The organism is Limnohabitans sp. DCL3 (assembly GCF_048019295.1).
Lineage (GTDB): Bacteria > Pseudomonadota > Gammaproteobacteria > Burkholderiales > Burkholderiaceae_C > Limnohabitans_A.
In genome coordinates, this window is the sequence record NZ_CP171842.1 from 916,031 (window position 1) to 939,173 (window position 23,143).

The following is a 23,143-nucleotide window of genomic DNA, read 5'->3' on the forward strand; positions in this document are numbered from 1 at the left end:
GGTGCAGTGGCTCAATCGAAACCCAGCAGGTCAAAAATATCCCGATCTTTCATCGGGATGGACGGCAGTGGGTCGGCTCCCAGCCAGAGGGCCGCAGCCAAACGCATGTACTCGTCTTGCACGGCTTTGACCGCAGGTGTGGGCTCGAGCTCAAACAAGGTGCACTTTTGCAAACGGCTCTTGCGGATCTCGTCGAGCATCGGAAAGTGCGCCATGGTTTTGAGGCCCGTGACCGCGTTGTATTTGTCAATTTGGTCGGTGGCATCACTGCGGTTGGCGATCACGCCACCCAAACGCACGTTGTAGTTTTTAGCCTTGGCGCCAATCGCCTGCACGATGCGGTTCATCGCAAAAATGGAGTCAAAGTCGTTGGCGGTGACGATGAGCGCCCGGTCGGCGTGCTGCAGTGGGGCGGCAAAGCCGCCGCACACCACGTCGCCGAGCACGTCAAAGATCACCACGTCGGTGTCTTCCAGCAAGTGGTGTTCTTTGAGCAGTTTGACGGTCTGGCCGACCACATAACCGCCGCAGCCAGTGCCTGCGGGTGGGCCACCGGCTTCGACGCACATCACGCCGTTGTAGCCTTTGAAGACAAAGTCATCGAGGCGCAGCTCTTCGGCATGGAAGTCCACCGTTTCGAGTGCGTCGATCACGGTGGGCATGAGTTTTTTGGTCAAGGTGAAGGTGGAGTCGTGCTTGGGGTCGCAGCCGATTTGCAGCACGCGTTTGCCCAGTTTGCTGAAGGCCACCGACAGGTTGGACGACGTGGTGCTCTTGCCGATGCCGCCTTTGCCGTAAACCGCAAACACCTTGGCGGTGCCGATCTTCACGGTGGGGTCCATCTGAAATTGCACGCTGCCTTCGCCGTCCGCGCCGCGTACCCTTTGGATGCTGTTGACGGGGATGCTGGTGGTTTCGATCATGCTGGGAGTCCTTCTTGTATGCCTTCAAGGCGGTCTTCAAGTTCTTCACCGGCACGCAGCAAAGCTGACATGGTTTCGGCGTCGGGTTGCCAGTACTGGCGGCGCGTGGCCTCCAACAGGCGGTTGGCCACTTTGGCCGATGCGGTGGGGTTGAGCTGGGCCATGCGCTCGCGCATCGCGGGGTCCAGCACAAAGGTTTGCGCCAGTTGCTGGTAGACCCAGGGCTGCACTTGGCCTGTGGTGGCCGACCAGCCCATGGTGTTGGTGAGGTGCGCTTCGATCTGGCGCACGCCTTCGTAGCCGTGCTGCAACATGCTTTCGTGCCACTTGGGGTTGAGCATGCGGCTTCGGGTTTCGAGCGCCACCTGTTCGGTCAGGCTGCGCACCACGCCATCGCCTTGGGTCTGGTCACCAATGAACACCGGGGGGGCTTCGGCCGCATTGCCGTCGCGTTGGTGTTTGGCTTGGAGCACGGCGCGGCTGATGCCGCCCAGGGTGTCAAAGTAGGTGTCGATGCTGGTCACGCCCAGCTCCACCGAATCGAGGTTTTGGTAAGTCAGCGAGACACTCGCCAGCGCGCTTTGCAGGACCGCCGTGTTGCGCACCGGGCGGCCTTCGCGGCCGTAGGCAAAGCCTTTGCGCTGGGTGAAGGCGTCGCCGAGTTCGTTTTCGTTGTCCCAGCAGCTGCTGTCGATCAGGTGGTTCACGTTGGCGCCGTAGGCGCCCTCGGTGTTGCCAAACACACGCAGCGCGGCGCACTCCATGTTGCTGCCTTCGTGCTCGGCCATGTAGGCCATGGCATGTTGGCGCACAAAGTTTTGAGCGAGTGGTTCGTCGGCACTGGCCGCCAAAAATGCGGCTTCGGCGAGCAAGCGGATTTGCATGGGCAGGAGGTCGCGGAAGATGCCCGACAAGGTGATGACCACGTCGATGCGGGGGCGACCCAGTTCGGCCAAAGGAATCAGCTGCGCACCCGCCAAGCGGCCGTAGCTGTCAAAGCGCGGGGCGGCGCCCATCAAGGCCAGGGCTTGCGCCATGGGGCTGCCTTCGGTCTTGAGGTTGTCGGTGCCCCACAGCACCATGGCCACCGTCTCGGGCAGGGCCTGGTGGTCTTGCTGGTAACGGGCCAAGAGTTTGTCGGCCTGGCGCATGCCATCGCGCACCGCAAAGGCCGAGGGCATGCGGAAGGGGTCCAGGCCGTGCAGGTTGCGTCCGGTGGGCAGCACGTTGGCGTTGCGGATCAGGTCGCCGCCGGGGGCGGGCTGCAGGTAGCGGCCGTCGAGGGCGCGCATCAGGCCTTGCATTTCGTGGTCTTCGCCCAGCAAGCGGTTGCTGCGCACCAGCTGGCGCAGGGTGTCGGCTTGGGTTTTGTCGCCAGTGGGCAAGTCGGTGCTGAACTGACAGGACAGTTGCGCTTCGCTGGCACCGTCGACCAAGGCTTCCATCAAGCTGGCGTTCTGGGCGGCTGTCAAACCCATGGCGTCGGCCATGACTTTGAGGGTGCCCAAGCGCTGCTCGCGGGTGGGGGCTTGGCCCATGACGTGCAGGCCTTCGGGAATCAGGGCGTATTCGAGTTCGAGCAATTGGTTTTGCAGCTGCTCGATCCAGGCGGTGGGGTCTGCCGCCTGATTATTGGGCACGGACAAATCGATGCTTTGCGCTTGTTCGCGGATCAGTGTGGTCAGGCTTTCGCGGTCCTGGGCTTGATCGGGGCCCATTTGCTGCCAGCGCTCGATGGATTGCTGCAGGCTGACCAGTTCTTTGTACAGGCCCGAGTGCGTGAGCGAGGGGGTGAGGTAGCTCACCAGCGTGGCCGCACCACGGCGCTTGGCCAATGCGCCTTCGGACGGGTTGTTGGCGGCGTACAGGTAGACATTGGGCAGCGCGCCGATCAGGCGGTCGGGCCAGCACTGGGCCGACAGGCCGGTTTGTTTGCCCGGCATGAATTCGAGCGCGCCGTGCGTGCCAAAGTGCAGCACCGCGTCGGCGGCGAAGTCTTCGCGCAGGTAGCGGTAAAAGGCACTGAAGGCGTGGGTGGGTGCGCAGCCGGTTTCGAACAACAGGCGCATCGGATCGCCTTCGTAGCCGAACCCTGGCTGCACCGTGACCACCACCTGGCCAAAGTCAGCGCCGAGCACGAAGATGGACTGGCCGTTGGTCAGGTGCTTGCCGGGGGCCGGGCCCCATTGGGCTTCGATCTCATGGAGCCAGCGCTCGTTTTGCACATGGTGGCCGGTGTCGATGGCGTGCAGCACATTGGCCTGCGTGCCGTATTGGCTGGCGTTGCCTTGAAGTAATCGGTTGCGCAGGTCGTCCACACTGTCCGGCACCTGGACTTGGTAGCCCTCGAGCGACAAGCGTTTCAGGGTGTTGAACAGCGACTGGAAAACGGACAGGTAAGCGGCCGTGCCCACGCTGCCCGCGTTGGGCGGAAAATTGAACAGCACGATGGCCAGCTTGCGCGCGGCGCGCGGCTTGTCGCGCAGGCGCACCAGGCGCTCGACGCGAGCGGTGAGCATCTCGGTGCGCTCGCTGCAGGTGAACATGTCCTGGCTGCGCGGGCCGCTGGGGAAAGTGCAGCGCTTGTCGCAGCCGTGGCAGGTTTGTCCGGCGGGGCCAGGGCGGCCACCGTAGACCATGGGCAAGATCGAGCCGTCGAGTTCGGGAATGGCCACCATGATGGTGTTTTCCACGGGCAGGAGGCCGCGTGTGGAGTCGCCCCATTGCTCAATCGATTGGAATTCGAGCGGGTGCGCGGCGATGTAGGGCACATCCAGCTCGCTGAGCGCCACTTCGGCGGCGCTGGCGTCGTTGTAGGCGGGGCCACCCACCAAGGAAAAGCCAGTGAGCGAGACCAAGGATTGGATTTTGGTGCCGGTGCCTTGCTTGAAAAACCGGTCCATGGCGGGGCGGGCGTCCAGCCCGCTGGCAAAGGCCGGGATGACGCGCAAGCCACGTGATTGCAATGAGGTGATGACCGCGTCGTAGTGTGCGGTATTGCCCGCCAGCAAATACGAGCGCAGCAGCAGCAAGCCCACGGCAGGCTGGTCTTGGCGGCCGTGGCCGGGCAGGTCGCTCAGCTGTTCGCTGATGCGGTTTTTCATCTGCGGGTGGTACAGACCCACCTCGGGGTATTCGATCGGGTCTTCCGGCTGGGCCAAAGCGCGCAGCGGCTCGCGTGGGCCTTGGGCGTAGCGGTGCACGAGGGTTTTGACCAGGTGCTCGATGTTGTGCTCGGAGCCAGCCAACCAGTAGCGCATGGTCAAGAAGAACAGGCGCAGGTCTTGTGCGGTGCCGGGGATGAAGCGCAGCAGCTTGGGCAGGCGGCGCAGCATGGCCATTTGCTTGGCCCCAGCGCTCGAGGGCGCGCCTGTGTCAGAGCCGGTGTCTTTGTTTTTGGCACTCGGGCGCAGTTTTTTGAGCAAGGCCATCAGGCCACTCGATTCGCGGCCCATGACCAGTTTGCCCATGCGTGTGAGTTGCGTCACTTGCGGCGCGGACATGATGCAGACCATGGCGTCGCAGTGATCGCGGCGCGCCTGCAGGGCGTCGAGCACCGGCAGGAAGTGGTCTTCCATGAAGAGCATGGTGACGATCACCAAGTCGGCTTGCGCCACGGCGGCCAGGCATGCGGTCAGCGCCTTGTCGCTGTCGCGCCAGGCCGAAGCGCTGTGCGTTTGCAAGTGCAAGCCGGGCACATCCCTGGCCAGGCGCTCTGCAGCGCTTTCGGCTGCGCTGGCCAAGTGGCTGTCCATGGTCAGCAGCACCACGCTCATGCGTGGTGTTGGGGGGGGGCTGGTTTTACCGGCTGAAATGGGCTTTGGCATCGTAGAGCGTCTCCACGGTGATGGTCGCCACGCCCAGGTCATGGGCAAATCGTTCGGTGTTGCGGCGCGCTTTGCCCCGCACAAAAAACGGGATCTTGCCCAGCTCCTTTTCGGCTTCGGGGCTCCAGGTGGCCTGGTTCGAAGCGGCTTGTGCGGGGGCGGCGACCTTCTGAACGCTGTCGGTGGTCAGTGTTTCGGCAGGAGCAGCCACAGCCATTGGCGTCGTTTCGGCAAGGGTGACGGCCACGGCAGATGCCACGTTTTCTGCCGCAGGCCGGGTGCTGCCCAAGTGCGAGGGCGCAGCCCCGGCGTGGAATTCGAAGTCTTCCCGGAACATGCCGATCAGGTGTTCCTCCAGGCCCATCATCAGCGGGTGCACCCAGGTGTCGAACAGCACGTTGGCGCCTTCAAAACCCATTTGCGGCGCATAGCGTGCAGGGAAGTCCTGCACATGCACCGGGGCCGAAATCACCGCGCAAGGAATGCCCTGGCGCTTGGCAATGTGGCGCTCCATTTGTGTGCCCAAGATCAGCTCGGGCTGCAAGGCGTTGATCTGGTCTTCGACTTCCAGGTAGTCGTCGGTGATGAGGGCTTCAACGCCGTAGCGTTTGGCGCAGTCGCGTACCTCGCGGGCAAATTCGCGGCTGTAAGTGCCCAGGCCCACCACCTCAAAACCCATCTCCTGGCTGGCGATGCGGGCGGCGGCCACCACATGTGTGGCGTCGCCAAAAATGTAGACCCGCTTGCCAGTCAGGTAGGTCGAGTCGACCGACTTGGCGTACCAGTGGGCGTGCGCGTTGCTCGGGTCTTGCGTGGGCTGGGGCAGACCGGTCATCGTGCAGACTTCGGCGATGAAGTCGCGCGTGGCGTGGCTGCCCAAAGGGACTGTCTTGGTGTAAGGCTGGTCAAACTGGCGCTGCAACCACTGCGCAGCAGCCAGACCAATTTCGGGGTAGAGCACCACGTTGAAGTCGGCTTCGGCCAGCTTTTGCAGGTCGGCGACGCTGGCGCTCAAGGGGGCGATCACGGCCACGTCCACACCGAGTTGGTTGAGCAGTTGGGTGATTTCCTTGACATCGTCGCGGTGTCGAAAGCCCAGAGCGCTGGGACCCAAGATGTTGCATGTGGGTCTGGCCTTGGCGGGCTTGTCAGCGGCGGGCTTGTGCACCAGGTGGCGGCACAGTTGGTAAAAGGTTTCGCTCGCGCCCCAGTTTTCCTTGCGCTGGTACGAGGGCAACTCCAGCGCCACGACGGGAATAGTCAGCTTCAGGGCTTGGGCCAAACCGCCGGGGTCGTCCTGGATCAGCTCGGCGGTGCACGATGAGCCCACCAACATGGCAGCGGGATTGAAGCGCGCCATGGCTTGACGTGCAGCTTCTTTGAAGAGTTCGGCGGTGTCGCCGCCCAGATCACGCGCCTGGAAGGTGGTGTAGGTGACGGGCGGACGGCGCGGCAGGCGCTCGATCATGGTGAACAGCAAGTCGGCGTAGGTGTCGCCTTGCGGGGCGTGCAGCACGTAGTGCACGTCCGTCATGGCGGTGGCCACGCGCATCGCGCCCACGTGGGGTGGTCCTTCGTAAGTCCAGAGCGTCAGTTGCATGGGGTGTTCCTGCGCTTTAGGCGGCCAGTTTCAGGCGGCGCTTGAGCGGGCGGCTGAACAGACCGGCGAGGTCCGCCGCTTGCTCGTAGCCCTGAATGGGGGTGAAAACCAACTCGATGGCCCACTTGGTGGTGATGCCTTGCGCTTCCAGCGGGTTGGCCAATCCAAGGCCGCACACGACCAAATCGGGTGCGTCGGCGATGCAGCGGTCGAGCTGCAGGTCCACGTCTTGGCCTTCGCTGATGCGCGTGCCTGCTGGGATGAGCGCGAGTTCGGCGGCCATGTGCTGGCGGTGCAAATAGGGTGTGCCCACTTCCACCAAATCCATGCCCAGTTCGCGGTGCACAAAGCGCGCCAGCGGAATTTCGAGCTGCGAGTCGGGGAAGAAAAAGATGCGCTGGCCTTGTAACATTTGGCGCTGCACGCCCAGGGCTTTTTCGGCGCGTTGGCGTGGGGCGGCGGTGGCTTGTTCAAACACCTCTGGGGCTACACCCAACTCGGTGGCGGCCGCTTGCAGCCAAGCGGTGGTGCCTTCCACACCCAGTGGGAAGGGGGCGGCCAAATGCTGCGCGCCACGCGACTGAAGGGCGCGGGCGGTGTCGGCCAAAAAGGGCTGGGCCAACAGGTAGCGGGTGTTGGGGCCGACCGCTGGCATGGCCTGGCTGTTGCGCGGCGGGAAGAAGCTGACCTGCAAACCCATGCGCTCAAAGAGGCTGCGCATTTGGTCTTCAACCACATCGGCCAGGGTGCCGACCACCATCAGCGCGGGAGCGGTGTCTAAGCTGGTTGGCAAACCGGGAACCATCGCAGCAAGACAAGCGTCTTCGCCTTGGGTGAAGGTGGTTTCGATGCCGCTGCCCGAGTAGTTGAGCACACGCACAGCAGGGTGGTGGATCTGGTTTTGGCGCTCGGCGGCGCGCGACAAATCCAGCTTGATGACCTCAGACGGGCAGGAGCCCACCAAAAACAGCAAGCGAATGTCGGGGCGGCGGGCCAACAACTGGCCGACCACGCGGTCGAGTTCTTCATGCACATCGGCCAGGCCTGCCAAATCGCGTTCGTCGATGATGGCGGTGCCAAAGCGGGGTTCGGCAAAGATCATCACACCAGCGGCCGACTGGATCAGGTGGGCGCAGGTGCGTGAACCCACCACCAAAAAGAAGGCGTCTTGGATTTTGCGGTGCAGCCAGATGATGCCAGTCAGGCCACAAAACACCTCGCGCTGGCCGCGTTCGACCAAGGGCACCACGTCGGTGCAACCAGACGTCTCGGCGCGGATCGGGATGACAGTGCTCATGGGCTGGCCTGTGCGCCCGTGTCGGGCAGGGTGAGGGTTTCGGGTTTTTGCAGCCGCGCCATGCGCAGCTTGCGGATGTATTGCGCCGCGTTGATGGCATAGCTGCCATAAGCGGCCAGGGCCAGCAACAATTGGTCGGTGGCGCTCCAGTGGCCTTGCCACCAGACCCAGACATAGGCGGTGTGCAGCACCATGACCCCCATGCTGACCACGTCTTCCCAATAGAAGGCGGGGGCGAACAGGTATTGGCCGAAGACCACTTTTTCCCAGATCGCCCCCGTGACCATGATGGCGTAGAGCACCACGGTCTTGACCACCACCGAGCTCAGGGCCCAGTCGGTGTGCACGCCCGTGTGCAGGCTGCCGATCACCCAATACAGGCTGATGCCGAAGACCAGAAACTGCACCGGGGCCAGCACGCCTTGCACCAGTGTCCAAACGGTCGCATCACGCCGGGCGCGTTGCGCTGGTGTGTACAAGACCTGGGGGCGGGTGGCGGGCATGGGGGACCTTGTTGGAAGGAGGGCTTGGAATGAATGTAAGGGGCAGTTCACAGTGTGTCAACATAAATTGACATGTATTTGTGATCATAGGGTTTACACTCAACACAAACGCACGAAATTCTCAGACACTCAGACCTGTGTTTTCTAACGCCCTCTGGGTTGAGAGGACACGCCACTCTTGCGACGAGCACTCCGACGCCCCGGAGCCTGCCGCTGGTGTCTCTTTTTGATGATCGGTGCTTGTCATGGCGCAATTCAATCTTGAAAATTCCCAGTCTCCGCCTTTGGTGCAGGGGGGCGCCCACCTCTTGCCGGAGGCGATGCGTCAGGGCTCCCCTGTGGGTCCTCGCTTGGTGGGCGGAACCTCCTTTGCGGGCAAATCGGCGTTGGATCTGGCGCAAATTCAAATCCTCGCGCAAGCGTGTTTGCAGGGTTTGGATGCGGCGCGGCAGGTGGTGTTTGGTTGGCAACGGCAAGGCCAGTCGCTGGAAGATATTTACATGCAGGGCATCACCCCTTGCGCCCGATTGCTCGGAGACTGGTGGTGTGCCGATCGCCTGGACTTCGCCATGACCACCATTGCTTCGTCCCATTTGCAGCAACTCTTGCACGACTTCAGCCATGAGTTCTTGCAGGAGTCACCCCAGCAGCGCAAGGGTTGGAGTCTTCTCTTGTTGACCGAGCCGGGTGCGCAACACAGCATGGGGCTGTTCATGCTCAGCGAGTTTTTCAAGCGCGCGGGTTGGTCCGTGACCGTGGGCGTGCCGCAAGACGTGATCGAATTCAAACGGTTGTTTCAATCCGATTGGTTTGATGCAGTCGGGATCTCGGTCAGCACCGACCGCCACCTGCACACCCTCAGCCATTGGTTGCCGCTGCTGCGCGAAGGTGCTGACAACATGAACCTTCGGGTTTTCTTGGGTGGGCCGATGGCTTTGTTGGCGCCGGAGCGCCTCCAGGGCTTGGGGGCTGAGGTCTTGGCTGCGGATGCACCCGCCACGGTGGCGCACATGTCCCTTGGCATGCCAGGTACGACTGTCAAAGGCATTTGAAATGGCCGATTCCCCCTTTTTCTTGCCCTTTCAAAGGCAAGGCCTAGAGCTTGACAGCCGCGGATGCGTCTATACTTGTATGACAAATATAAGTGTCAACTTCCTGATACTTCAACGCCGTTGATTGACAACATGAAGCTTCCGCCTTTGGATCCATCCACGTTTTCCCAGTTGCTGGGGGTGGTCTCGGACGTCACCTTGGTCATGGACCTCCAAGGGACCATTGAGGACGTATCGACTGGGCGTGACACTTTGGCTGCTTTGTCATGTCAGTCTTGGTTGGGCCGCCGTTGGTTGGACACCGTTACTACGGAGAGTCGGCCCAAGATTCAAGAAATGTTGCAATCGCAGGGCAACCCCGATGTCATGCGCTGGCGGCATGTGAACCACATGTCGTCCCTGGGCAACGAGGTGGCTTTGCAATATGTGGTGCTGCCCCTGGGTGGCGGCAAATTGCTGGCCATGGGTCGAGACCTCGAAAGCCTGGCTGAATTGCAGCGCCGACTGGTTGAAACCCAGCAGTCCATGGAGCGGGACTATTTGCGACTGCGCCACATTGAGGCGCGTTACCGGGTGTTGTTTGACACTTCGTCCGAAGCGGTTTTGATGGTGGATGCCGCCAGTCAGCGTGTCTTGGAGGCCAACGTGGGCGCGCAGGCTTTGCTCAAAGACGCCGGCAAACGGCTGGTGGGTCGCGATGTGCGGGAATGTTTTGAAGGCGATAGCCAAAGTGAAGTGCAGTCTTTGCTGCGCATGGCACTGGCCACGGGTCGCATCGAGATGTGTTCGGCCCGCGTGGCGGGTTTGCCGTCGGCTTGGACGGTGTCGGCCACGGTGTTTCGCCAAGAGGGTGGGGCTCAGTTTTTGGTGCGTTTGGTGGCCCGAGAAAGCTTGGCGGTGGCTCATCCAGAGGGTGCGGCTTCGGCTGTATTGAGTGAAGCCATGGAGCGCTTCCCAGACGGTTGGCTGCTCACGGACACCACCGGCATGATCAAAAGTGTCAACGAAGAAGGCATGGCTTTGTTGGGCCTGACGGCCTCATCCCAGGTGCTTGGGCAAAGCCTGGAGCGTTGGCTCTTGCGGGGCGCGGTCGACTGGGGGGTGCTCCATACCAGTTTGCGGCAGCAGTTGCCGGTGCGCAATTTCGCCACAGAAGTGCGAACTTTGTCGGGCATGACCTTGCCCGTTGAGGTCTCGGCCGTGTACCTCAACCGGCCAGAGCCGATGTACGCCTTCTTTGTCCGGGACATGGACCGTCGGCTGCAAGGCGGGGCTTCGGTGGCACAAAGCCAGGTGAACCCGTTCGCCGATTTGTCGCAATTGGTGGGCCGTCGGCCGATCAAGGACATTGTGGGTGAAACAGTGGACACCATTGAGCGCATGTGCATCGAAGCGGCATTGGAGTTGACCCACAACAACCGCGCATCGGCCGCTGAAATGCTCGGTTTGTCGCGCCAAAGTCTGTATGTGAAACTGCGCCGCTTCGGCATGGTGGCCGAGGCCGAAGCCGAAAACCTCTGAATTCTGTCAATTAAAATGGACGGATAGTGTCAATCCCGGTTGACATTTTCAAATCGATCTTCACAATGGGGGCATGGACACCCCGCCATTGGCCCACGCCAACCCAACCTTGTCAGCGCCCGCTGCAGCCCCTGTGCGCAGTCGGCCCGAGTTGCGCACGGTGGCCGAATTCCTCAAACCCATCACCTGGTTTCCGCCCATGTGGGCTTTTGCTTGCGGGGTGGTGGCTTCTGGGCAGACCCTGAGCACGCATTGGGGTGTGCTGCTGTTGGGCTTGGTGCTGACGGGCCCGCTGGTGTGTGCCAGCAGCCAAGCCGTCAATGACTGGTTTGATCGGCATGTGGACGCGATCAATGAACCGAGCCGCCCCATTCCCTCAGGCCGCATGCCCGGGCGCTGGGGTTTGGGCATTGCCATTGCTTGGACCGTGCTCTCGCTGCTTTGGGCCACGCTCATGGGGCCATGGGGTTTTGTGGCGTGTGCGTTGGCGATCGCACTGTCTTGGGCCTACAGCGCCCCCCCGGTGCGCTTGAAAAGCAATGGCTGGTGGGGCAATGCGGCGTGCGCCCTCAGTTACGAAGGACTGGCTTGGCTCACAGGTGCGGCCGTGATGCTGGGCGGGGCTTGGCCAGGTCCGCATTCGGTGGTGCTGGCGCTGCTCTACAGCGTGGGGGCGCACGGCATCATGACGCTGAACGATTTCAAGGCCATGGAAGGCGACCGTCGCATGGGTGTCGCCTCGCTGCCCGTGCAGCTGGGTGCGCACGGCGCGGCGCGGATGGCCTGTGTCTTCATGCTGGTGCCGCAGGTGGTGGTGGCGCTGCTGTTGGCCCATTGGCAACTGCCATGGCACGCTGCAGTCGTCTTGGCCTTGGCGGTTTTGCAAGGGCCTTTGATGGCCAAATTTGTGCGTGAACCGGTTGAAAGGGCCTTGTACGTGTCGGCCTTTGGTGTGCCACTGTTTGTCAGCGGCATGATGGTCAGCGCCTGGGGCTTGCGCCAGTTGTCGCGGCTCCCTCACACGTTGGGGACATGATGAACACACCCGTGCACCGCCCGATGTTCGGCTGGTTTCAGATCATTCGCCTGGGGCTGATCCAGGCTTGTTTGGGGGCGGTGGTGGTGGTGACCACGTCCACCCTCAACCGCATCATGGTGGTTGAGCTGGCTTTGCCGGCTTTGTTGCCGGGGTTTTTGGTGGCTTGGCATTACGCGGTGCAAATGGTACGCCCGCGCATGGGGTTTGGCGCTGACAAGGGTCGCCGCAGCACGCCCTGGATGATGGGTGGCATGTTGGTGTTGGGCGTGGGTGGCTTCATGGCGGCTTGGGCCACGGTGTGGATGACCTCCGAGCCGATTCACGGCGCGCTGCTGGCGTGGTTGTCCTTCAGCCTGATTGGTTTGGGTGTGAGTGCGTGTGGCACTTCGCTGCTGGCTCTGATGGCCAAGCGCGTGCCCGACGAGCGCCGTGCGCCTGCGGCCACCACCGTGTGGCTGATGATGATTGTGGGCTTTGCCGTCACAGCCGGGGTGGTGGGCAAACTGATCGACCCCTACAGCCCGCAAGTCTTGTTGCAGGTCTCGGCGAGCTTGAGTGTGGTGACCGCGCTGATCACGGCCGTGTGTTTGTGGGGCCTGGAGAAAGACGGTGAACCGCAGCCCTTGCCTGAGCGCAATGCGGCCAGTGAGCGCTTGCAAAAGCAGGATTTCAAAGCAGCGTTCAAAGAGGTCTGGGCCGACCCGGCTGCGCGCACTTTCACCGTGTTCGTGTTCATGTCCATGCTGGCCTACAGCGCACAGGATTTGATCCTAGAGCCTTTCGCGGGTGCCGTACACGGCTTCACGCCGGGGCAAACCACGCAGCTGTCGGGCTGGCACCACATGGGTGTCTTGATCGGCATGTTGGCGGTTGCCGGGGCCGGTTCGCGTTGGGTGGCGGGACGTTTGGGTTCAGTTCAAGCCTGGATGGTCGGCGGTTGTCTGTTTTCGGCTTTGGCGACGGCCGGCTTGGTCAGCTCGGCCTTGTCTGCTCACTGGCCCCTCAAGGCCAATGTGGTGTTTTTGGGCGTGGCCAACGGCGCTTTTTCGATCGCCGCCATCGCCACCATGATGCGCTTGGCCGGGGAGGGCGGCGTGGGCCGCGAAGGCACGCGCATGGGCTTGTGGGGCGCAGCGCAAGCGGCAGCCTTTGGTTTGGGTGGCTTGCTCGGCACAGCCGCCAGCGACTTGACCCACGCCCTCTTGGGAGAACAGCGTGCGGCCTATGCCGCCGTGTTCGGCTTGCAAGGGCTCATGTTTGCCCTGTCTGCGGTGGTGGCAATTCGCCTGCGCCCAAGCCCTGTGGCACCGTGCACACCGATGTGTTTTGACAGTCCTGTGTTACTGAAAGGTGGGTCAAGCTCATGAACCAGACCGATTTCGATTTCGTGGTGGTGGGGGGCGGGCCATCTGGGGCCACAGCCGCTCACGATCTGGTGCGCCAAGGCTGGCGTGTGTTGCTGTTGGACCGGCAAGGCCGAACCAAGCCCTGTGGCGGCGCGATTCCGCCTCGGCTCATCCAGGACTTTGACATCCCCGACCACCTCTTGGTGGCCAAAGTGCGTTGCGCCCGCATGATCTCGCCCACCGACAACCAGGTTGACATCCCGATTGACAATGGCTTCGTCGGCATGGTGGATCGCGATGAGTTCGACGAGTATTTGCGTGAACGCGCTGCCCAATCGGGCGCCGTGCGCCGTCAGGCCATTTTTGACAAGTTGGAGCACGATGACAGTGGTCAGCTGTGGGTGCACTTTACGCCGGTCACTGCCAAAGATCATGCGGCCCTTGAGCACGCGCAACCCGTCAAGGTGTCCACCCGCATGGTGGTGGGCGCCGATGGCGCGAGATCGGAAGTGGCGCGCCAAGCCATTCCCAATGCGCACAAAACCAAGTATGTGTTCGCATACCACGAGATCATCGAGGCGCCCGTGGGCCAACCTGGCTATGACGCCGCGCGCTGCGACGTGTACTACCAAGGCGAGGTTTCGCCTGACTTTTACGGCTGGGTGTTTCCACATGGCAAGACCATGAGCGTGGGCATGGGCAGCGCTGACAAGGGGTATTCACTGCGCAGTGCGACGGCGCGTTTGCGCGCCATCGCGGGCCTGAGCGATGCGCCGACATTGCGCCGCGAAGGTGCACCCATACCGCTCAAACCGCTGCCTCAATGGGACAACGGCCGCGATGTGGTGGTGATCGGCGATGCCGCTGGCGTGGTGGCCCCATCGTCTGGTGAAGGCATTTACTACGCCATGGACTGCGCAAGGCGTGTCTCTCAGGCGGCGCACCAAGCCCTCAAAACTGGCAACAGCGCCTGCCTCAAACAGGGGCGCAAGAGCTTCATGAAGCAGCACGGCCGCGTGTTTTGGATTTTGGGGGTGATGCAGTATTTTTGGTACCAGAACGACCGCCGCCGCGAAAAATTCGTCAAGATCTGTGAAGACCGCGATGTGCAGCGGCTGACTTTCGAGTCCTACATGAACAAGGAGTTGGCCCGCAAGGATCCGATGGCCCATGTGCGCATCTTCCTCAAGGACATGGCACACCTGTTGGGACTGGCGCGAACGTGAGCAAAGGAGCCACCGCCGTGTGCTCGCGCGCACACAACGCACCGGCCTTGCGTGGACAATGCAGGGCATGAACACCTCCTCTGCATCCCGTTTGGCTTTGACCTTTGTGCTGAGTTACGCCACTGCCGGCATTGGCGGGGCGTTGACCGATCTGGGCCCGTGGTATTTCTCGCTCAAACACCCGGCTTGGAAGCCACCCGATGCCGCTTTTGGTGTGATCTGGACCACCATTTTTACCTTGTGCGCCATCAGTGCTTGGCTGGCCTGGCAGGCGGCGGATAGCCCTGCACTGCGCCGCCGAATCGCGGGTTTGTTCGGCGCCAATGCGGTGCTCAACATCCTCTGGAGTGCGCTGTACTTCAAGGTGCAACGCCCCGACTGGGCTTTGTTGGAAGTGGTGTTCTTGTGGTTGTCCATTTTGGCCTTGATCGTGGGCCTTTGGCGCATGTCCCGGTGGGCCAGTGCCTTGTTGCTCCCCTATTGGGTGTGGGTGAGCATTGCAGCGGTGCTCAATTGGGAAACGGTTCAGCTCAACGGCCCCTTCAGCGGCGTGATTTTTTGATCCATGACAAGCCATCGGGGGACGGGATCACCTCGGTTGTTTGGGGTATTTTTTGAGGTAATTCGTAGAAAAACCGGGTTCAATCGCTTGAATTGAGTCCTTAGGTTCCAAAACCTAGGGTTTCTCATGCTTGTTGACCTAGATCAAAAATTTTATAAACACTTTGCAGCAGCGGACCGGCAAGCTATCTCGCTGGCGAATACACGCCCCGGTTTTCACCTTTTGACAGGTTGACACGCTCGTGCTGCAAGGAACGCGCATGTCTGAGTTCAGTGCTTCGGATGGACAAGCCAGTGGTGTGAGGCGGGCAGTGAGCCTGCGGGACGATTGCAAAGATTCGTTGTTGGCGGTCATTGAGGAGCAGATCATTCCGCGCCTGCTCAACGTGCATCAATTATTTCCTGTCAAGGCCACCGCCCCGCTTGATGTGGCCTTGGGCACCGAGCAGCCAGAGTTTGAAGCTTTCACGCAGCATTGTTTGCGCGGTGATGCTTTGAAGGCCAATCAGGTCGTTGATTGGCTGGTGGCACGAGGTTTGGCCCATGACCGCATTTTTTTGGAACTGATCACCCCTGCTGCGCGCCATTTGGGGGCCTTGTGGGACCAAGATTTGTGCGATTTCACCCAAGTGACCTGCGGCTTGGCGATGATGCACCAGATGATTTATCGGCTCGGGTACGCCTCACCCGCTGGGCCAAGCGCTGAGGGCGTGAGCGAGCGGGTCATGTTGGCTTGCGCGCCAGGTTCCCAGCATTTCCTGGGATTGACCATCGTGGCCGAATTTTTCCGCCAAGCGGGCTTGGAAGTGGTGCTCGAGATTTCTTCTTCCGAATCAGAACTGTTGCGCGCCGTGTCGAGCGAGTGGTTTGATGTGGTGGGTGTTTCGGTCGCCCTGGAGTCCCAACTCGCGACATTGCCCGACTTGATTGCCCACTTGCGGTCCAGCTCCGGCAATCCCCAGGTGAGGGTGGTGTTGGGAGGGCCGATATTCTTGCTCCACGATTTCGGTCCGAACAACTTGGGGGCCGACGCCATTTTCACCGACGCGCGCGAGGCGGTTGAAGCTGTCAAGCGCCTGGTACGTGCCCGCTGACTGCGGTTGCCGGTGACTGCACTCAACGTGGGCGGCACCATTTCATAATTTGTGCAGCCGTGCCCATGGGGTCCTGCTCGTGGGCCAAGTGCCCCAAATCTGCCACGGTGTGAATTTGCGCATGCGGCAAGCGCAGACGTGCTTCTTGGGCCAGTTCGGGGGGCACGGTCAGGTCATTCTTGCCAATGTGCATGTACAGTGGGTTGCGCAGCTCGTGCAGGCGCGTGGCCAGGGGTTTGAGCCGCCAGGCCGCCATCATCGACAGCACGCCGTGCACATGGCCCGAATCGCTGAGCACGCGGGTGTAGAGGTCAATCCCTTGTGCATCCAGCATGGAGCCGGTGCGCGCGATCCACTCGGCCACCGCACCGGGTTTGCCTGCCATTTTGGCGGTGGCCCAGGCCGACAGGGGGTTGAGCGAGGCCAGTTTGGCTGCCGGACCGAAAAGCCAAGATGCCACGCCGGGCAGTGGCAACCAGGCCGGGTTCAAGCCGATCAGCGTGCTGCGCGCTGCGCTGTCAAAGTGCAGCGCCATGTGTGCGGCAATTGCCGCCCCTGCCGAGTGGCCCACGATGACCTGGGGCGTGAGATGGAGTTGCAGCATCAGTGCACGCAGGCCTTCGGCCATGCCGGGCAGCGACAACGCGCCTTCGGGGCCCCGGCTGGTGAAGGCGTGGCCGGGCAGGTCGGGCGCGACCACGGTGAAGTGCTCAGCCAGCACGGGCATGAGGCCACGCCAACTGAAGTGGCCCGAGCCGGTGCCGTGCAAAAGCAGCATGCATGGGCCTTGGCCGATTTGCTGCACATGCCACTGGATGCCGCCTGCTTGCACCCAACGGCTGTGCTGCGCATGCGGCCAAATGTCCGGACGGGCCTGGTGACTGGCCCGGGACATGCTGGGGTAAAAACGCTCAAACATGGCGACTCAAGCCTGCGCGTTGCGCACATGCTCGATGGCGTGCGCCATGCGCTGCGACTGTACCTGCGGCATGGGCAGGTAGCTCGCACCCATGCTGGCTGCCAGTTGTTGTGCTTGCGCGTCGGGTTGCATGGACGTGTCGATCCACAGGGCACGGTGCCCACTGGCGCGCCATTGAAGGCCCCAACTTTGCGCATCGTTTTGTGCTTGGGCGCGGCCGCCCAAGCCTTGCAGCGTCACGTTCGCGCGGCCGTCACTCAGCACCACCAGAATGGGCGTGACGCCTTGGTGCTGCAACAACGCAGCTTGCTCGTGCGCCATCTTGAGGGCCAGTGCCAAGGGTGTGCCGCCGCCACCGGGCAGGCCGGTCATGGCGCGTTTGGCACGCACCAGTGAGCGCGTCATGGGCAGGAGCAGCTGCGCTTGCGCGCCCCGAAAAGCCACGATGCAGACGCTGTCGCGCCGAGCATAGGATTGCTGCAGCAGCAACTCGACCGCGCCTTTGGCTTCGGCCAAACGCTGTAGCGCGGCCGAGCCCGAAGCGTCCAGCGCCAAGATCAGGCAGCTGGAGGCACGGTTCTGGTAGCGTTGGATGTGGAAGTCTTCAGCACGTATCGCGACGCGGCCGGTGCTTTTCGCTGGGCGCAGTCGCTGTTTGGGCGCGGCGGCGCGCAAGGTGGCCAGCACATGCAGGCGCGCGTGACCGCCGGGGCGTCCTGGGCGTGGGGGCAAAGGCCGGCCCCGTTGCGAGCCCGCGCGGGTTTGGCCGCTGCGCCCCGAGGTGTTCTGGCTGGCCGCGCCTTGGCGCGTCATCAGCGCGTCGAGCATGTGCGGCGGCAAGCTGGCGAGCGCAGCGGCGACCATCATCTCTTGCAGGTCTTTTGCGCTGGGTTCGGGTGGTGGAGCGGTGTCCGGTTTCTCGTCTTTTTCAGCCTCGTTCTGAAGTGTTTCGTCAGAATCTTCGGGTGGTTCTGGCGGCTCTGGTGGTGTGGCATCGTTTCGTGGTGCGGGCTCGGCGGCTTCTTGCGCAGACGGCTCGGACGGCCATTGCGTGGCGCGGGGCGCGAGCACGCAGCGCGCGGCAAAGCCCAGGTCGTCAGCGTCCAGCGTGCTGCGCCCGTTCAGTGCCGCATGGGCGCAGGCCACACGCAGCGCCAAGCTGGGCACGCGCAAAGAGCCAATTCCCAAACCCAAAGCCGCAGCACACAGTGCTTGCATGTGTTCGTCGCTCGCTTGCACTTGGGGCAGCTGTGCGCGGGCGCGTGCCAAAGCGCCGGGGCTGAGACGAACCTGCAGCCCATCCGATGCGCTGTCGCCCTGCCATGCCGCATGGATGTCGCTGGGTGAGAGTTCGTTCAGATCCAGCCACACGCCCAAGCGCTCGGCCAGGGCCGCGCCCAGGCGGGGTTCGTCGGGCAGGGATTCGTCAAGCGCCACCACGCCAAAACGGGTGGGTGTGGGGGCGGCATTGTGGCCGGTGGGCGGCACCTGGCCTTGTTCCAAGGCTTGTGCCAAGGGCGCGAGCAGGGCAGGCGACAAGCGTTCGGCCATGGGCAGACAGACCAGGCCTTGGTCGGCTTGTTGCAGCAAGCCCGCTTGCAGGTGCAGTTGCCCTGTTTGCAGCGTAGGGGCCAGGTCGATGCCGCCCAGCAGCCGTTCGCTGTCCGCCGAGCCGGGCACTTTCACCAAGCCGATGCCCAGACCCGCCAGCGCTTGTAGCCAGCGCTCGCGCACCGGGCCGTGAGGGGCGCGCAAGCACACCCCACCAAAACCGTGGGGGGTGAGTTGCAACAGCTGCAGTGTGCTGAGCGCGTCACCCCAGCGCTCCATGCTCTCGGCGGCTTGGGGTTCGCGGTTCATGCGCGCAGCCTCCTTAGCCGGCCAGTACTTCTTGCAAGCTGCGCTGCACGCGCGCGCCCGAGTCGGTGTCGTCCAGCGGGTTGCGGCGCAAGCGGTGGCGCAATGCCAGCGGCGCCATGCTTTGCAGGTGTTCGGGCTTCACCTCTTGGTGGCCTTGCAATGCGGCATAGGCGCGTGTGGCGCGCAGCAGGGTGAGCTCGGCGCGCAGGCCATCGGTACCCAGCTGATGACACAGACGGGCGCAGAGCATCAACATGCCGTCGCTCACGTTCACTTGGCCAAGCAAGTCACGCGCTTTGAGGATGCGTTTTTGCAGTTTCTGGTTGTCTTTGTGCCACAGTGCCTTGAAGGCAGAAGGGTCTCTGTCAAAGGCGTCACGGCGCTTGATGATGCTCACCCGCAGCGCCAGGTCTTGCGGCGTGCGCACCTGCACCGACAGGCCAAAGCGGTCCAGCAGCTGAGGGCGCAGTTCGCCTTCTTCGGGGTTTCCACTGCCCACCAGCACAAAACGCGCGGGGTGGCGCACGCTCAGGCCCTCGCGCTCGACCAGGTTTTCACCCGAGGCGGCCACGTCGATCAAGAGGTCCACCAGGTGGTCGTCGAGCAGGTTGACTTCGTCGATGTACAAAAAGCCCCGATGCGCTTGTGCCAGCAGGCCTGGTGCGAAAGACTTGACACCCTGCGAGAGGGCTTTTTCCAGGTCGAGTGCGCCGACCACGCGGTCTTCGGTCGCGCCCAAGGGCAAGTCAACCACCGCAACGCTGTGGCGTTCGGTCGCGACCTTGGCGTTCGGATCGCGCGCTTGACAGACGGGACAGCCGCCAGCAGGCTGGGTGGGGTCACAGCGGTAAGGGCAGCCTTTGACGACGGTGATCGGGGGCAACAGGTCGGCCAGCGCGCGCACGGCCGTGGATTTGCCCGTGCCTCGGTCGCCCAAGACCAGCACGCCGCCGATCGACGGGTCCACCGCCACCACTTGGATGGCGAGGGTCATTTCATCTTGACCAACGATGGCCGCGAAAGGGAAGGTCAAAGCCATAAGGGGCGTTCCGCAAAACTGTTCTCACCCCATCATCCAAAAGACACAGCCGAGTGTCAAGTTAAATTTACACTTGTGCTCATTTGGGGGGGGCTGCTGGGTCCGAGGGGGCACGGGCGGACGCTTGCAAACCATAGCGGGCCGCCAAATCCCAAACATGCTGCGGGAGCATGTTTTTGATGCGCGCCGGGGCTTCGCGGCGCAGGTGCAGGATGGACTCGATGGCCTTCATCTCAACCCGGGCGCGCGCAAACTCCAGCCCGCGCGGCCCCATCCTCGGCATGAGCCAGTTGACCAACGGTTTGATCCAAGCGGGCATGCGCCGCAGCGGCAGGCCCCCGGCAGCGCGCTCGGTATTGGCCATGAAGCCGCGCACCGGACCCTCGCGCTTGCCGCGACTGATGGGGGCGCTGGTGCGCAGTTGCGCTTGAATGCCGTCGAGCACCGCTTGCCCACGCGCATTGCGCACCAGCAACCATTGCTGACCATCTCCGCCCATGTAGCCCACCGTGATGTCGGACAGCACGTTGGTGTAGTCCACGCAGGTGCGGCAAGTCAGCGGGAAAAAGTCAGGGGGCAAGTTGGACAGCGGCAGGTTCAAAAAAGGAATCAGGCGTTTGGTCCCCTGGTCGGTCCGCACCTCCACCTTGTAATCGGCGCGAAACTCGACGTAGTTGATGTCTTGGGGGCGGTCCGAAATCAGGCCCAAAAATTGGTGGAAGTTTTCCGTGGTGGTGTTGTCTGAGCAGGGCGTGCCGATGACGTAGAGCGCTTGCAGACCGTGCTCACGCTCGAGTTGGGGCTGGATGGCGCGCAGGGCGTAAATCTGGCAGGGGATGCCGATCACGGCCAAGCGTTTGTGGCCTTGGGCCAGCGCCGGCTCCACCAAACTCAGCAGCGGCGCATAGCCCATGCGCATGCCCCGGCATTGGGCCATGTCCTGGGCGCGGGTCACCAGCACCGGGCGAGGTCGCCAGCGGTCGTGCGGGTCGGCGGCCATGGCGATCACGGCGTCGACCAAGCCTTTTTCGAGCAGTACTTCGGCCAAACGGGTGGTGATGCCGGTCCATTGCGCGCCTTGGGCAGGTGGGTCAAGGCGGGCACTCAGGATGTGTTGGTAAGGCCCGAAAAACAACTCATCGGGCTGGGCCTCGTGCTCGCCATTGTCCTGTTGGCGCGCACGTCCGTGCACGCGGCGCTCCAATCCTGGGTAATCGGGCTGGATGAACTGGCAAGCTTGGCCGCAACGCTTGGGGTCATGGGTGCGAGACAGGCCGCAATCGGTGCACAGCTTGCGCGCAGGCGCCGCTGCAGCGGTCAAGGCGTCGGAGGAGCCAGCGACGTGCATGGCATTCCACTGGGTGCTCAGCCAGCGCGGGTGAAGGGCATGACACCCACCAGCCAAACGTGCAAGCCGCCCATCAAGAAGGCGGCCCACACGCCGGTGCCCACCACCACGGCCAGCACAGTCCCCAGCAGCTTGCCCTCAGGTGCTGAGTGCAGGCTTTGGCGATCCCGCTTTCGGGCCGCGCGGAACACCAGCACCGACCAAATCAGGAATCCACCGAACAAGAGCACATCGGCCAAGTTGCCGTTGGACAGCAAATGCCCCAGCGCCCAGACCTTGACCGACAAGGTCATGGGGTGACGCAGTTTGGCCTTGATCTGGTTGTGGGGCACATAGGTGGCCGCCAACATGACCATGGCCACCCACATCAGCAAAATCGTGGCGTGCTGCATGCCACGTGGCGGCGTCCACAGCAGCACAGGCTCGAGCCTGGCTTGGCCATAGCCCTGCACCAACAGGTACAGGCCCAGAGCTGCCACTGCAGCGTAGACGGCTTTGAAGCCCAGCGCACCCCAGCGGGCGATGCCGCTTTGGCGTGCCTGAGGCGCCAGGGTTTGCAGTGAATGAATGCCCAAAAAGAGCGCCAAGCCAATCAGCAGTTGCAGCATGTCATAACCTTTGCGGGAGAGGTGTGCGGTTGGGTTGCATTCTGACACGGGCATGTCCATGTCGGTTGACATTTCAAAACCAGGGCTTTCCTGTGTGAATTGCTCAGGTATCGCGTTTGGGATGACAGGGCTACTGATGTGGCGCACAATGAACTGTCCAGTATTTTCTGGCTATCTCTTTCTGGAGCTGTCCATGTCCCGTTTTGCCAATTCTTCTTCCACCCGCCGCGTGTTCATGATGCAAGTGGCCACTGCTGCGACTGCCGTTTTGGCAGTGAGCGAAGCTTCCGCCCAAGCCATGGTCGATGAAAAAGACCCGCAAGCTGCGGGTTTGGCCTATAAGGCCGATGCCACCAAGGTGGACAAGGCCAAGAACCCTAAATTTGCAGCAGGTTCCAACTGTGCCAACTGCGCGCTGTTCCAGGCCAAAGCTGGTGCGGCCTCTGGCGGTTGCCCCTTGTTTGCAGGCAAGCAAGTGTCGGCCAAAGCCTGGTGCTCGGCTTGGGCCAAAAAGGCCTGATGCCTGCACCGCTTGTTCAGTGGGTGGAGACCTGCTGAGACCTGGAAAACCGCCCTCGGGCGGTTTTTTTGCGCCCATGTGCCCAAGAGATCTCAGTGCATACCCTGATTTGAGGGTCTGAATCAGGACATGAGACACACAGAGTGTCAATCTGTCGTTACACTTTGCTCTGTCTTCAACCGACCGGAAAGCCCTTCCATGGCGTCTTGGGTGCTCACTGCGATCGACCTGGCCTGCCAAAAGGCCCAACGGACCTTGTTCGAGGGCGTGAGCTTTTCCGTCCCTGCAGGTCACTGGCTGCACATCGAAGGGGGCAACGGTTGCGGCAAGACCAGTTTGTTGCGCATCTTGTGTGGGCTGTCCCCTGCCTCAAAGGGCCAAGTGCTCTGGTCTTCTTCATCGCCGTCTCACCTTGCGCGGCCTGACCGTTCCGTGCTCCATTACATGGGGCACGCTTTGGGGCTCAAGCCCGACCTCACCGCGTGTGAAAACCTGTGCACGGACGCCGAGGTCAGTGGCATGGCGCTCAGCCGAGAACAAGCGCTCCAAGCGTTGTCCGCACAGGGCCTCAAAAGCCGGGCACATTTGCCCGTGCGGGTCTTGTCGCAAGGCCAGCGTCAAGGCGTGGCCTTGGCGCGTTTGCGCACCAGTCCGGCGCAGCTGTGGGTGCTGGACGAGCCGATGGTGGGTTTGGACGTGCCAGCCACCGACACGGCCCGGGCTTTGCTCCAGTCGCATGTGGACGCGGGCGGCTCGGTGGTCATGACCAGTCACCACGATGTGGGTTTACACGGTCCTGGTGCGCGCCTGCAATTGGACCGAGAGCGGGGCCGCGCTTGAACACCGCCGCCCTGCCGGTC

General features: G+C 62.4%; 19 protein-coding genes. 9 read left to right on the plus strand and 10 right to left on the minus strand.

The features are described 5' to 3' along the window. Positions 1-11: 11 nt before the first annotated feature. From bchL to bchF, 5 genes are read right to left on the minus strand one after another with little or no spacing between them, the layout of a single operon-like run. Complete coding sequence (gene bchL / locus ACHEXK_RS04140; protein WP_019429120.1) at positions 12-923, minus strand: ferredoxin:protochlorophyllide reductase (ATP-dependent) iron-sulfur ATP-binding protein; 912 nt, start codon at positions 921-923, stop codon at positions 12-14. Continuing rightward, positions 920-4,750 (minus strand): magnesium chelatase subunit H, encoded by a 3,831-nt coding sequence (locus tag ACHEXK_RS04145; RefSeq protein ID WP_416548106.1) that lies wholly within the window; start codon positions 4,748-4,750, stop codon positions 920-922. The genes bchL and ACHEXK_RS04145 overlap by 4 nt, the downstream gene beginning before the upstream one ends. Next, positions 4,725-6,350 carry a ferredoxin:protochlorophyllide reductase (ATP-dependent) subunit B gene (gene bchB / locus ACHEXK_RS04150; protein WP_416548107.1) on the minus strand — a complete coding sequence of 542 codons (1,626 nt, stop codon included), beginning with the start codon at positions 6,348-6,350 and terminating at the stop codon, positions 4,725-4,727. The genes ACHEXK_RS04145 and bchB overlap by 26 nt, the downstream gene beginning before the upstream one ends. Positions 6,351-6,366: 16 nt before the next feature. Beyond that, on the minus strand, positions 6,367-7,647 hold the full coding sequence (locus ACHEXK_RS04155; protein WP_416548108.1) for a ferredoxin:protochlorophyllide reductase (ATP-dependent) subunit N: 1,281 nt from the start codon (positions 7,645-7,647) through the stop codon (positions 6,367-6,369). Then, the gene (bchF, locus tag ACHEXK_RS04160) at positions 7,644-8,150 is read right to left on the minus strand and encodes a 2-vinyl bacteriochlorophyllide hydratase (protein WP_416548109.1); all 507 of its coding nucleotides are present in this window, start codon (positions 8,148-8,150) and stop codon (positions 7,644-7,646) included. Before bchF ends, ACHEXK_RS04155 begins: the two co-directional genes overlap by 4 nt. A gap of 245 nt (positions 8,151-8,395) precedes the next feature. Between bchF and ACHEXK_RS04165 the strand changes: the two genes are divergently transcribed. From ACHEXK_RS04165 to ACHEXK_RS04195, 7 genes are all read left to right on the plus strand, one after another. After that, on the plus strand, positions 8,396-9,202 hold the full coding sequence (locus ACHEXK_RS04165) for a cobalamin B12-binding domain-containing protein (RefSeq protein ID WP_416548110.1): 807 nt from the start codon (positions 8,396-8,398) through the stop codon (positions 9,200-9,202). A 132-nt stretch (positions 9,203-9,334) separates the two neighbouring features. Further along, positions 9,335-10,723, plus strand: a complete 1,389-nt coding sequence (ppsR, locus tag ACHEXK_RS04170) for a transcriptional regulator PpsR (RefSeq protein WP_416548111.1) — start codon at positions 9,335-9,337, stop codon at positions 10,721-10,723. 73 nt (positions 10,724-10,796) lie between these two features. Continuing rightward, positions 10,797-11,759, plus strand: coding sequence for a chlorophyll synthase ChlG (gene chlG, locus ACHEXK_RS04175; RefSeq protein ID WP_416548112.1), 963 nt, complete (start codon positions 10,797-10,799; stop codon positions 11,757-11,759). Next, positions 11,756-13,129: a BCD family MFS transporter gene (locus tag ACHEXK_RS04180; RefSeq protein WP_416548113.1), complete on the plus strand. Its 1,374-nt coding sequence runs from the start codon at positions 11,756-11,758 to the stop codon at positions 13,127-13,129. Before chlG ends, ACHEXK_RS04180 begins: the two co-directional genes overlap by 4 nt. After that, positions 13,126-14,334 (plus strand): geranylgeranyl diphosphate reductase, encoded by a 1,209-nt coding sequence (locus ACHEXK_RS04185; protein WP_416548114.1) that lies wholly within the window; start codon positions 13,126-13,128, stop codon positions 14,332-14,334. Before ACHEXK_RS04180 ends, ACHEXK_RS04185 begins: the two co-directional genes overlap by 4 nt. 67 nt (positions 14,335-14,401) lie before the next feature. After that, entirely contained in the window at positions 14,402-14,896 is a 495-nt protein-coding gene (locus tag ACHEXK_RS04190) for a TspO/MBR family protein (RefSeq protein WP_416548115.1), read from the plus strand. A gap of 259 nt (positions 14,897-15,155) precedes the next feature. Beyond that, on the plus strand, positions 15,156-15,989 hold the full coding sequence (locus tag ACHEXK_RS04195; RefSeq protein ID WP_416548116.1) for a cobalamin B12-binding domain-containing protein: 834 nt from the start codon (positions 15,156-15,158) through the stop codon (positions 15,987-15,989). A gap of 22 nt (positions 15,990-16,011) precedes the next feature. On the opposite strand, the gene bchO is transcribed toward ACHEXK_RS04195, so the two are convergent. The 5 genes from bchO to ACHEXK_RS04220 form a co-directional block, all read right to left on the minus strand. Next, complete coding sequence (gene bchO / locus ACHEXK_RS04200; protein ID WP_416548117.1) at positions 16,012-16,908, minus strand: alpha/beta fold hydrolase BchO; 897 nt, start codon at positions 16,906-16,908, stop codon at positions 16,012-16,014. A 6-nt stretch (positions 16,909-16,914) separates the two neighbouring features. Beyond that, positions 16,915-18,768, minus strand: coding sequence for a magnesium chelatase subunit D (locus ACHEXK_RS04205; protein WP_416548118.1), 1,854 nt, complete (start codon positions 18,766-18,768; stop codon positions 16,915-16,917). A gap of 13 nt (positions 18,769-18,781) precedes the next feature. Continuing rightward, positions 18,782-19,807: a magnesium chelatase ATPase subunit I gene (gene bchI, locus ACHEXK_RS04210; protein ID WP_416548119.1), complete on the minus strand. Its 1,026-nt coding sequence runs from the start codon at positions 19,805-19,807 to the stop codon at positions 18,782-18,784. Between the two features lie 79 nt (positions 19,808-19,886). Further along, entirely contained in the window at positions 19,887-21,155 is a 1,269-nt protein-coding gene (locus ACHEXK_RS04215; RefSeq protein WP_416548120.1) for a Coenzyme F420 hydrogenase/dehydrogenase, beta subunit C-terminal domain, read from the minus strand. Positions 21,156-21,172: 17 nt separating this feature from the next. After that, positions 21,173-21,763, minus strand: a complete 591-nt coding sequence (locus tag ACHEXK_RS04220) for an NnrU family protein (protein WP_416548121.1) — start codon at positions 21,761-21,763, stop codon at positions 21,173-21,175. A 193-nt stretch (positions 21,764-21,956) separates the two neighbouring features. Here ACHEXK_RS04220 and ACHEXK_RS04225 point away from each other — a divergent pair, with 193 nt between their 5' ends. After that, positions 21,957-22,283 (plus strand): high-potential iron-sulfur protein, encoded by a 327-nt coding sequence (locus ACHEXK_RS04225; RefSeq protein ID WP_416548122.1) that lies wholly within the window; start codon positions 21,957-21,959, stop codon positions 22,281-22,283. 198 nt (positions 22,284-22,481) lie between these two features. Beyond that, positions 22,482-23,123 (plus strand): cytochrome c biogenesis heme-transporting ATPase CcmA, encoded by a 642-nt coding sequence (gene ccmA, locus ACHEXK_RS04230; RefSeq protein WP_416548123.1) that lies wholly within the window; start codon positions 22,482-22,484, stop codon positions 23,121-23,123. Positions 23,124-23,143: the final 20 nt, after the last annotated feature.

What these genes read in the sequence shown, in the direction of transcription:
- bchL (WP_019429120.1), bottom strand. Translation starts at nt 923, where the DNA reads ATGATCGAAACCACCAGCATCCCCGTCAACAGCATCCAAAGGGTACGC.
- ACHEXK_RS04195 (WP_416548116.1), top strand. Translation starts at nt 15,156, where the DNA reads ATGTCTGAGTTCAGTGCTTCGGATGGACAAGCCAGTGGTGTGAGGCGG.
- ACHEXK_RS04225 (WP_416548122.1), top strand. Translation starts at nt 21,957, where the DNA reads ATGTCCCGTTTTGCCAATTCTTCTTCCACCCGCCGCGTGTTCATGATG.
- ACHEXK_RS04220 (WP_416548121.1), bottom strand. Translation starts at nt 21,763, where the DNA reads ATGCTGCAACTGCTGATTGGCTTGGCGCTCTTTTTGGGCATTCATTCA.
- ACHEXK_RS04215 (WP_416548120.1), bottom strand. Translation starts at nt 21,155, where the DNA reads ATGCACGTCGCTGGCTCCTCCGACGCCTTGACCGCTGCAGCGGCGCCT.
- chlG (WP_416548112.1), top strand. Translation starts at nt 10,797, where the DNA reads ATGGACACCCCGCCATTGGCCCACGCCAACCCAACCTTGTCAGCGCCC.
- ccmA (WP_416548123.1), top strand. Translation starts at nt 22,482, where the DNA reads ATGGCGTCTTGGGTGCTCACTGCGATCGACCTGGCCTGCCAAAAGGCC.
- ACHEXK_RS04155 (WP_416548108.1), bottom strand. Translation starts at nt 7,647, where the DNA reads ATGAGCACTGTCATCCCGATCCGCGCCGAGACGTCTGGTTGCACCGAC.
- bchB (WP_416548107.1), bottom strand. Translation starts at nt 6,350, where the DNA reads ATGCAACTGACGCTCTGGACTTACGAAGGACCACCCCACGTGGGCGCG.
- ACHEXK_RS04180 (WP_416548113.1), top strand. Translation starts at nt 11,756, where the DNA reads ATGATGAACACACCCGTGCACCGCCCGATGTTCGGCTGGTTTCAGATC.
- bchO (WP_416548117.1), bottom strand. Translation starts at nt 16,908, where the DNA reads ATGTTTGAGCGTTTTTACCCCAGCATGTCCCGGGCCAGTCACCAGGCC.
- ACHEXK_RS04190 (WP_416548115.1), top strand. Translation starts at nt 14,402, where the DNA reads ATGAACACCTCCTCTGCATCCCGTTTGGCTTTGACCTTTGTGCTGAGT.
- ppsR (WP_416548111.1), top strand. Translation starts at nt 9,335, where the DNA reads ATGAAGCTTCCGCCTTTGGATCCATCCACGTTTTCCCAGTTGCTGGGG.
- ACHEXK_RS04185 (WP_416548114.1), top strand. Translation starts at nt 13,126, where the DNA reads ATGAACCAGACCGATTTCGATTTCGTGGTGGTGGGGGGCGGGCCATCT.
- bchI (WP_416548119.1), bottom strand. Translation starts at nt 19,807, where the DNA reads ATGGCTTTGACCTTCCCTTTCGCGGCCATCGTTGGTCAAGATGAAATG.
- ACHEXK_RS04145 (WP_416548106.1), bottom strand. Translation starts at nt 4,750, where the DNA reads ATGCCAAAGCCCATTTCAGCCGGTAAAACCAGCCCCCCCCCAACACCA.
- ACHEXK_RS04165 (WP_416548110.1), top strand. Translation starts at nt 8,396, where the DNA reads ATGGCGCAATTCAATCTTGAAAATTCCCAGTCTCCGCCTTTGGTGCAG.
- ACHEXK_RS04205 (WP_416548118.1), bottom strand. Translation starts at nt 18,768, where the DNA reads ATGAACCGCGAACCCCAAGCCGCCGAGAGCATGGAGCGCTGGGGTGAC.
- bchF (WP_416548109.1), bottom strand. Translation starts at nt 8,150, where the DNA reads ATGCCCGCCACCCGCCCCCAGGTCTTGTACACACCAGCGCAACGCGCC.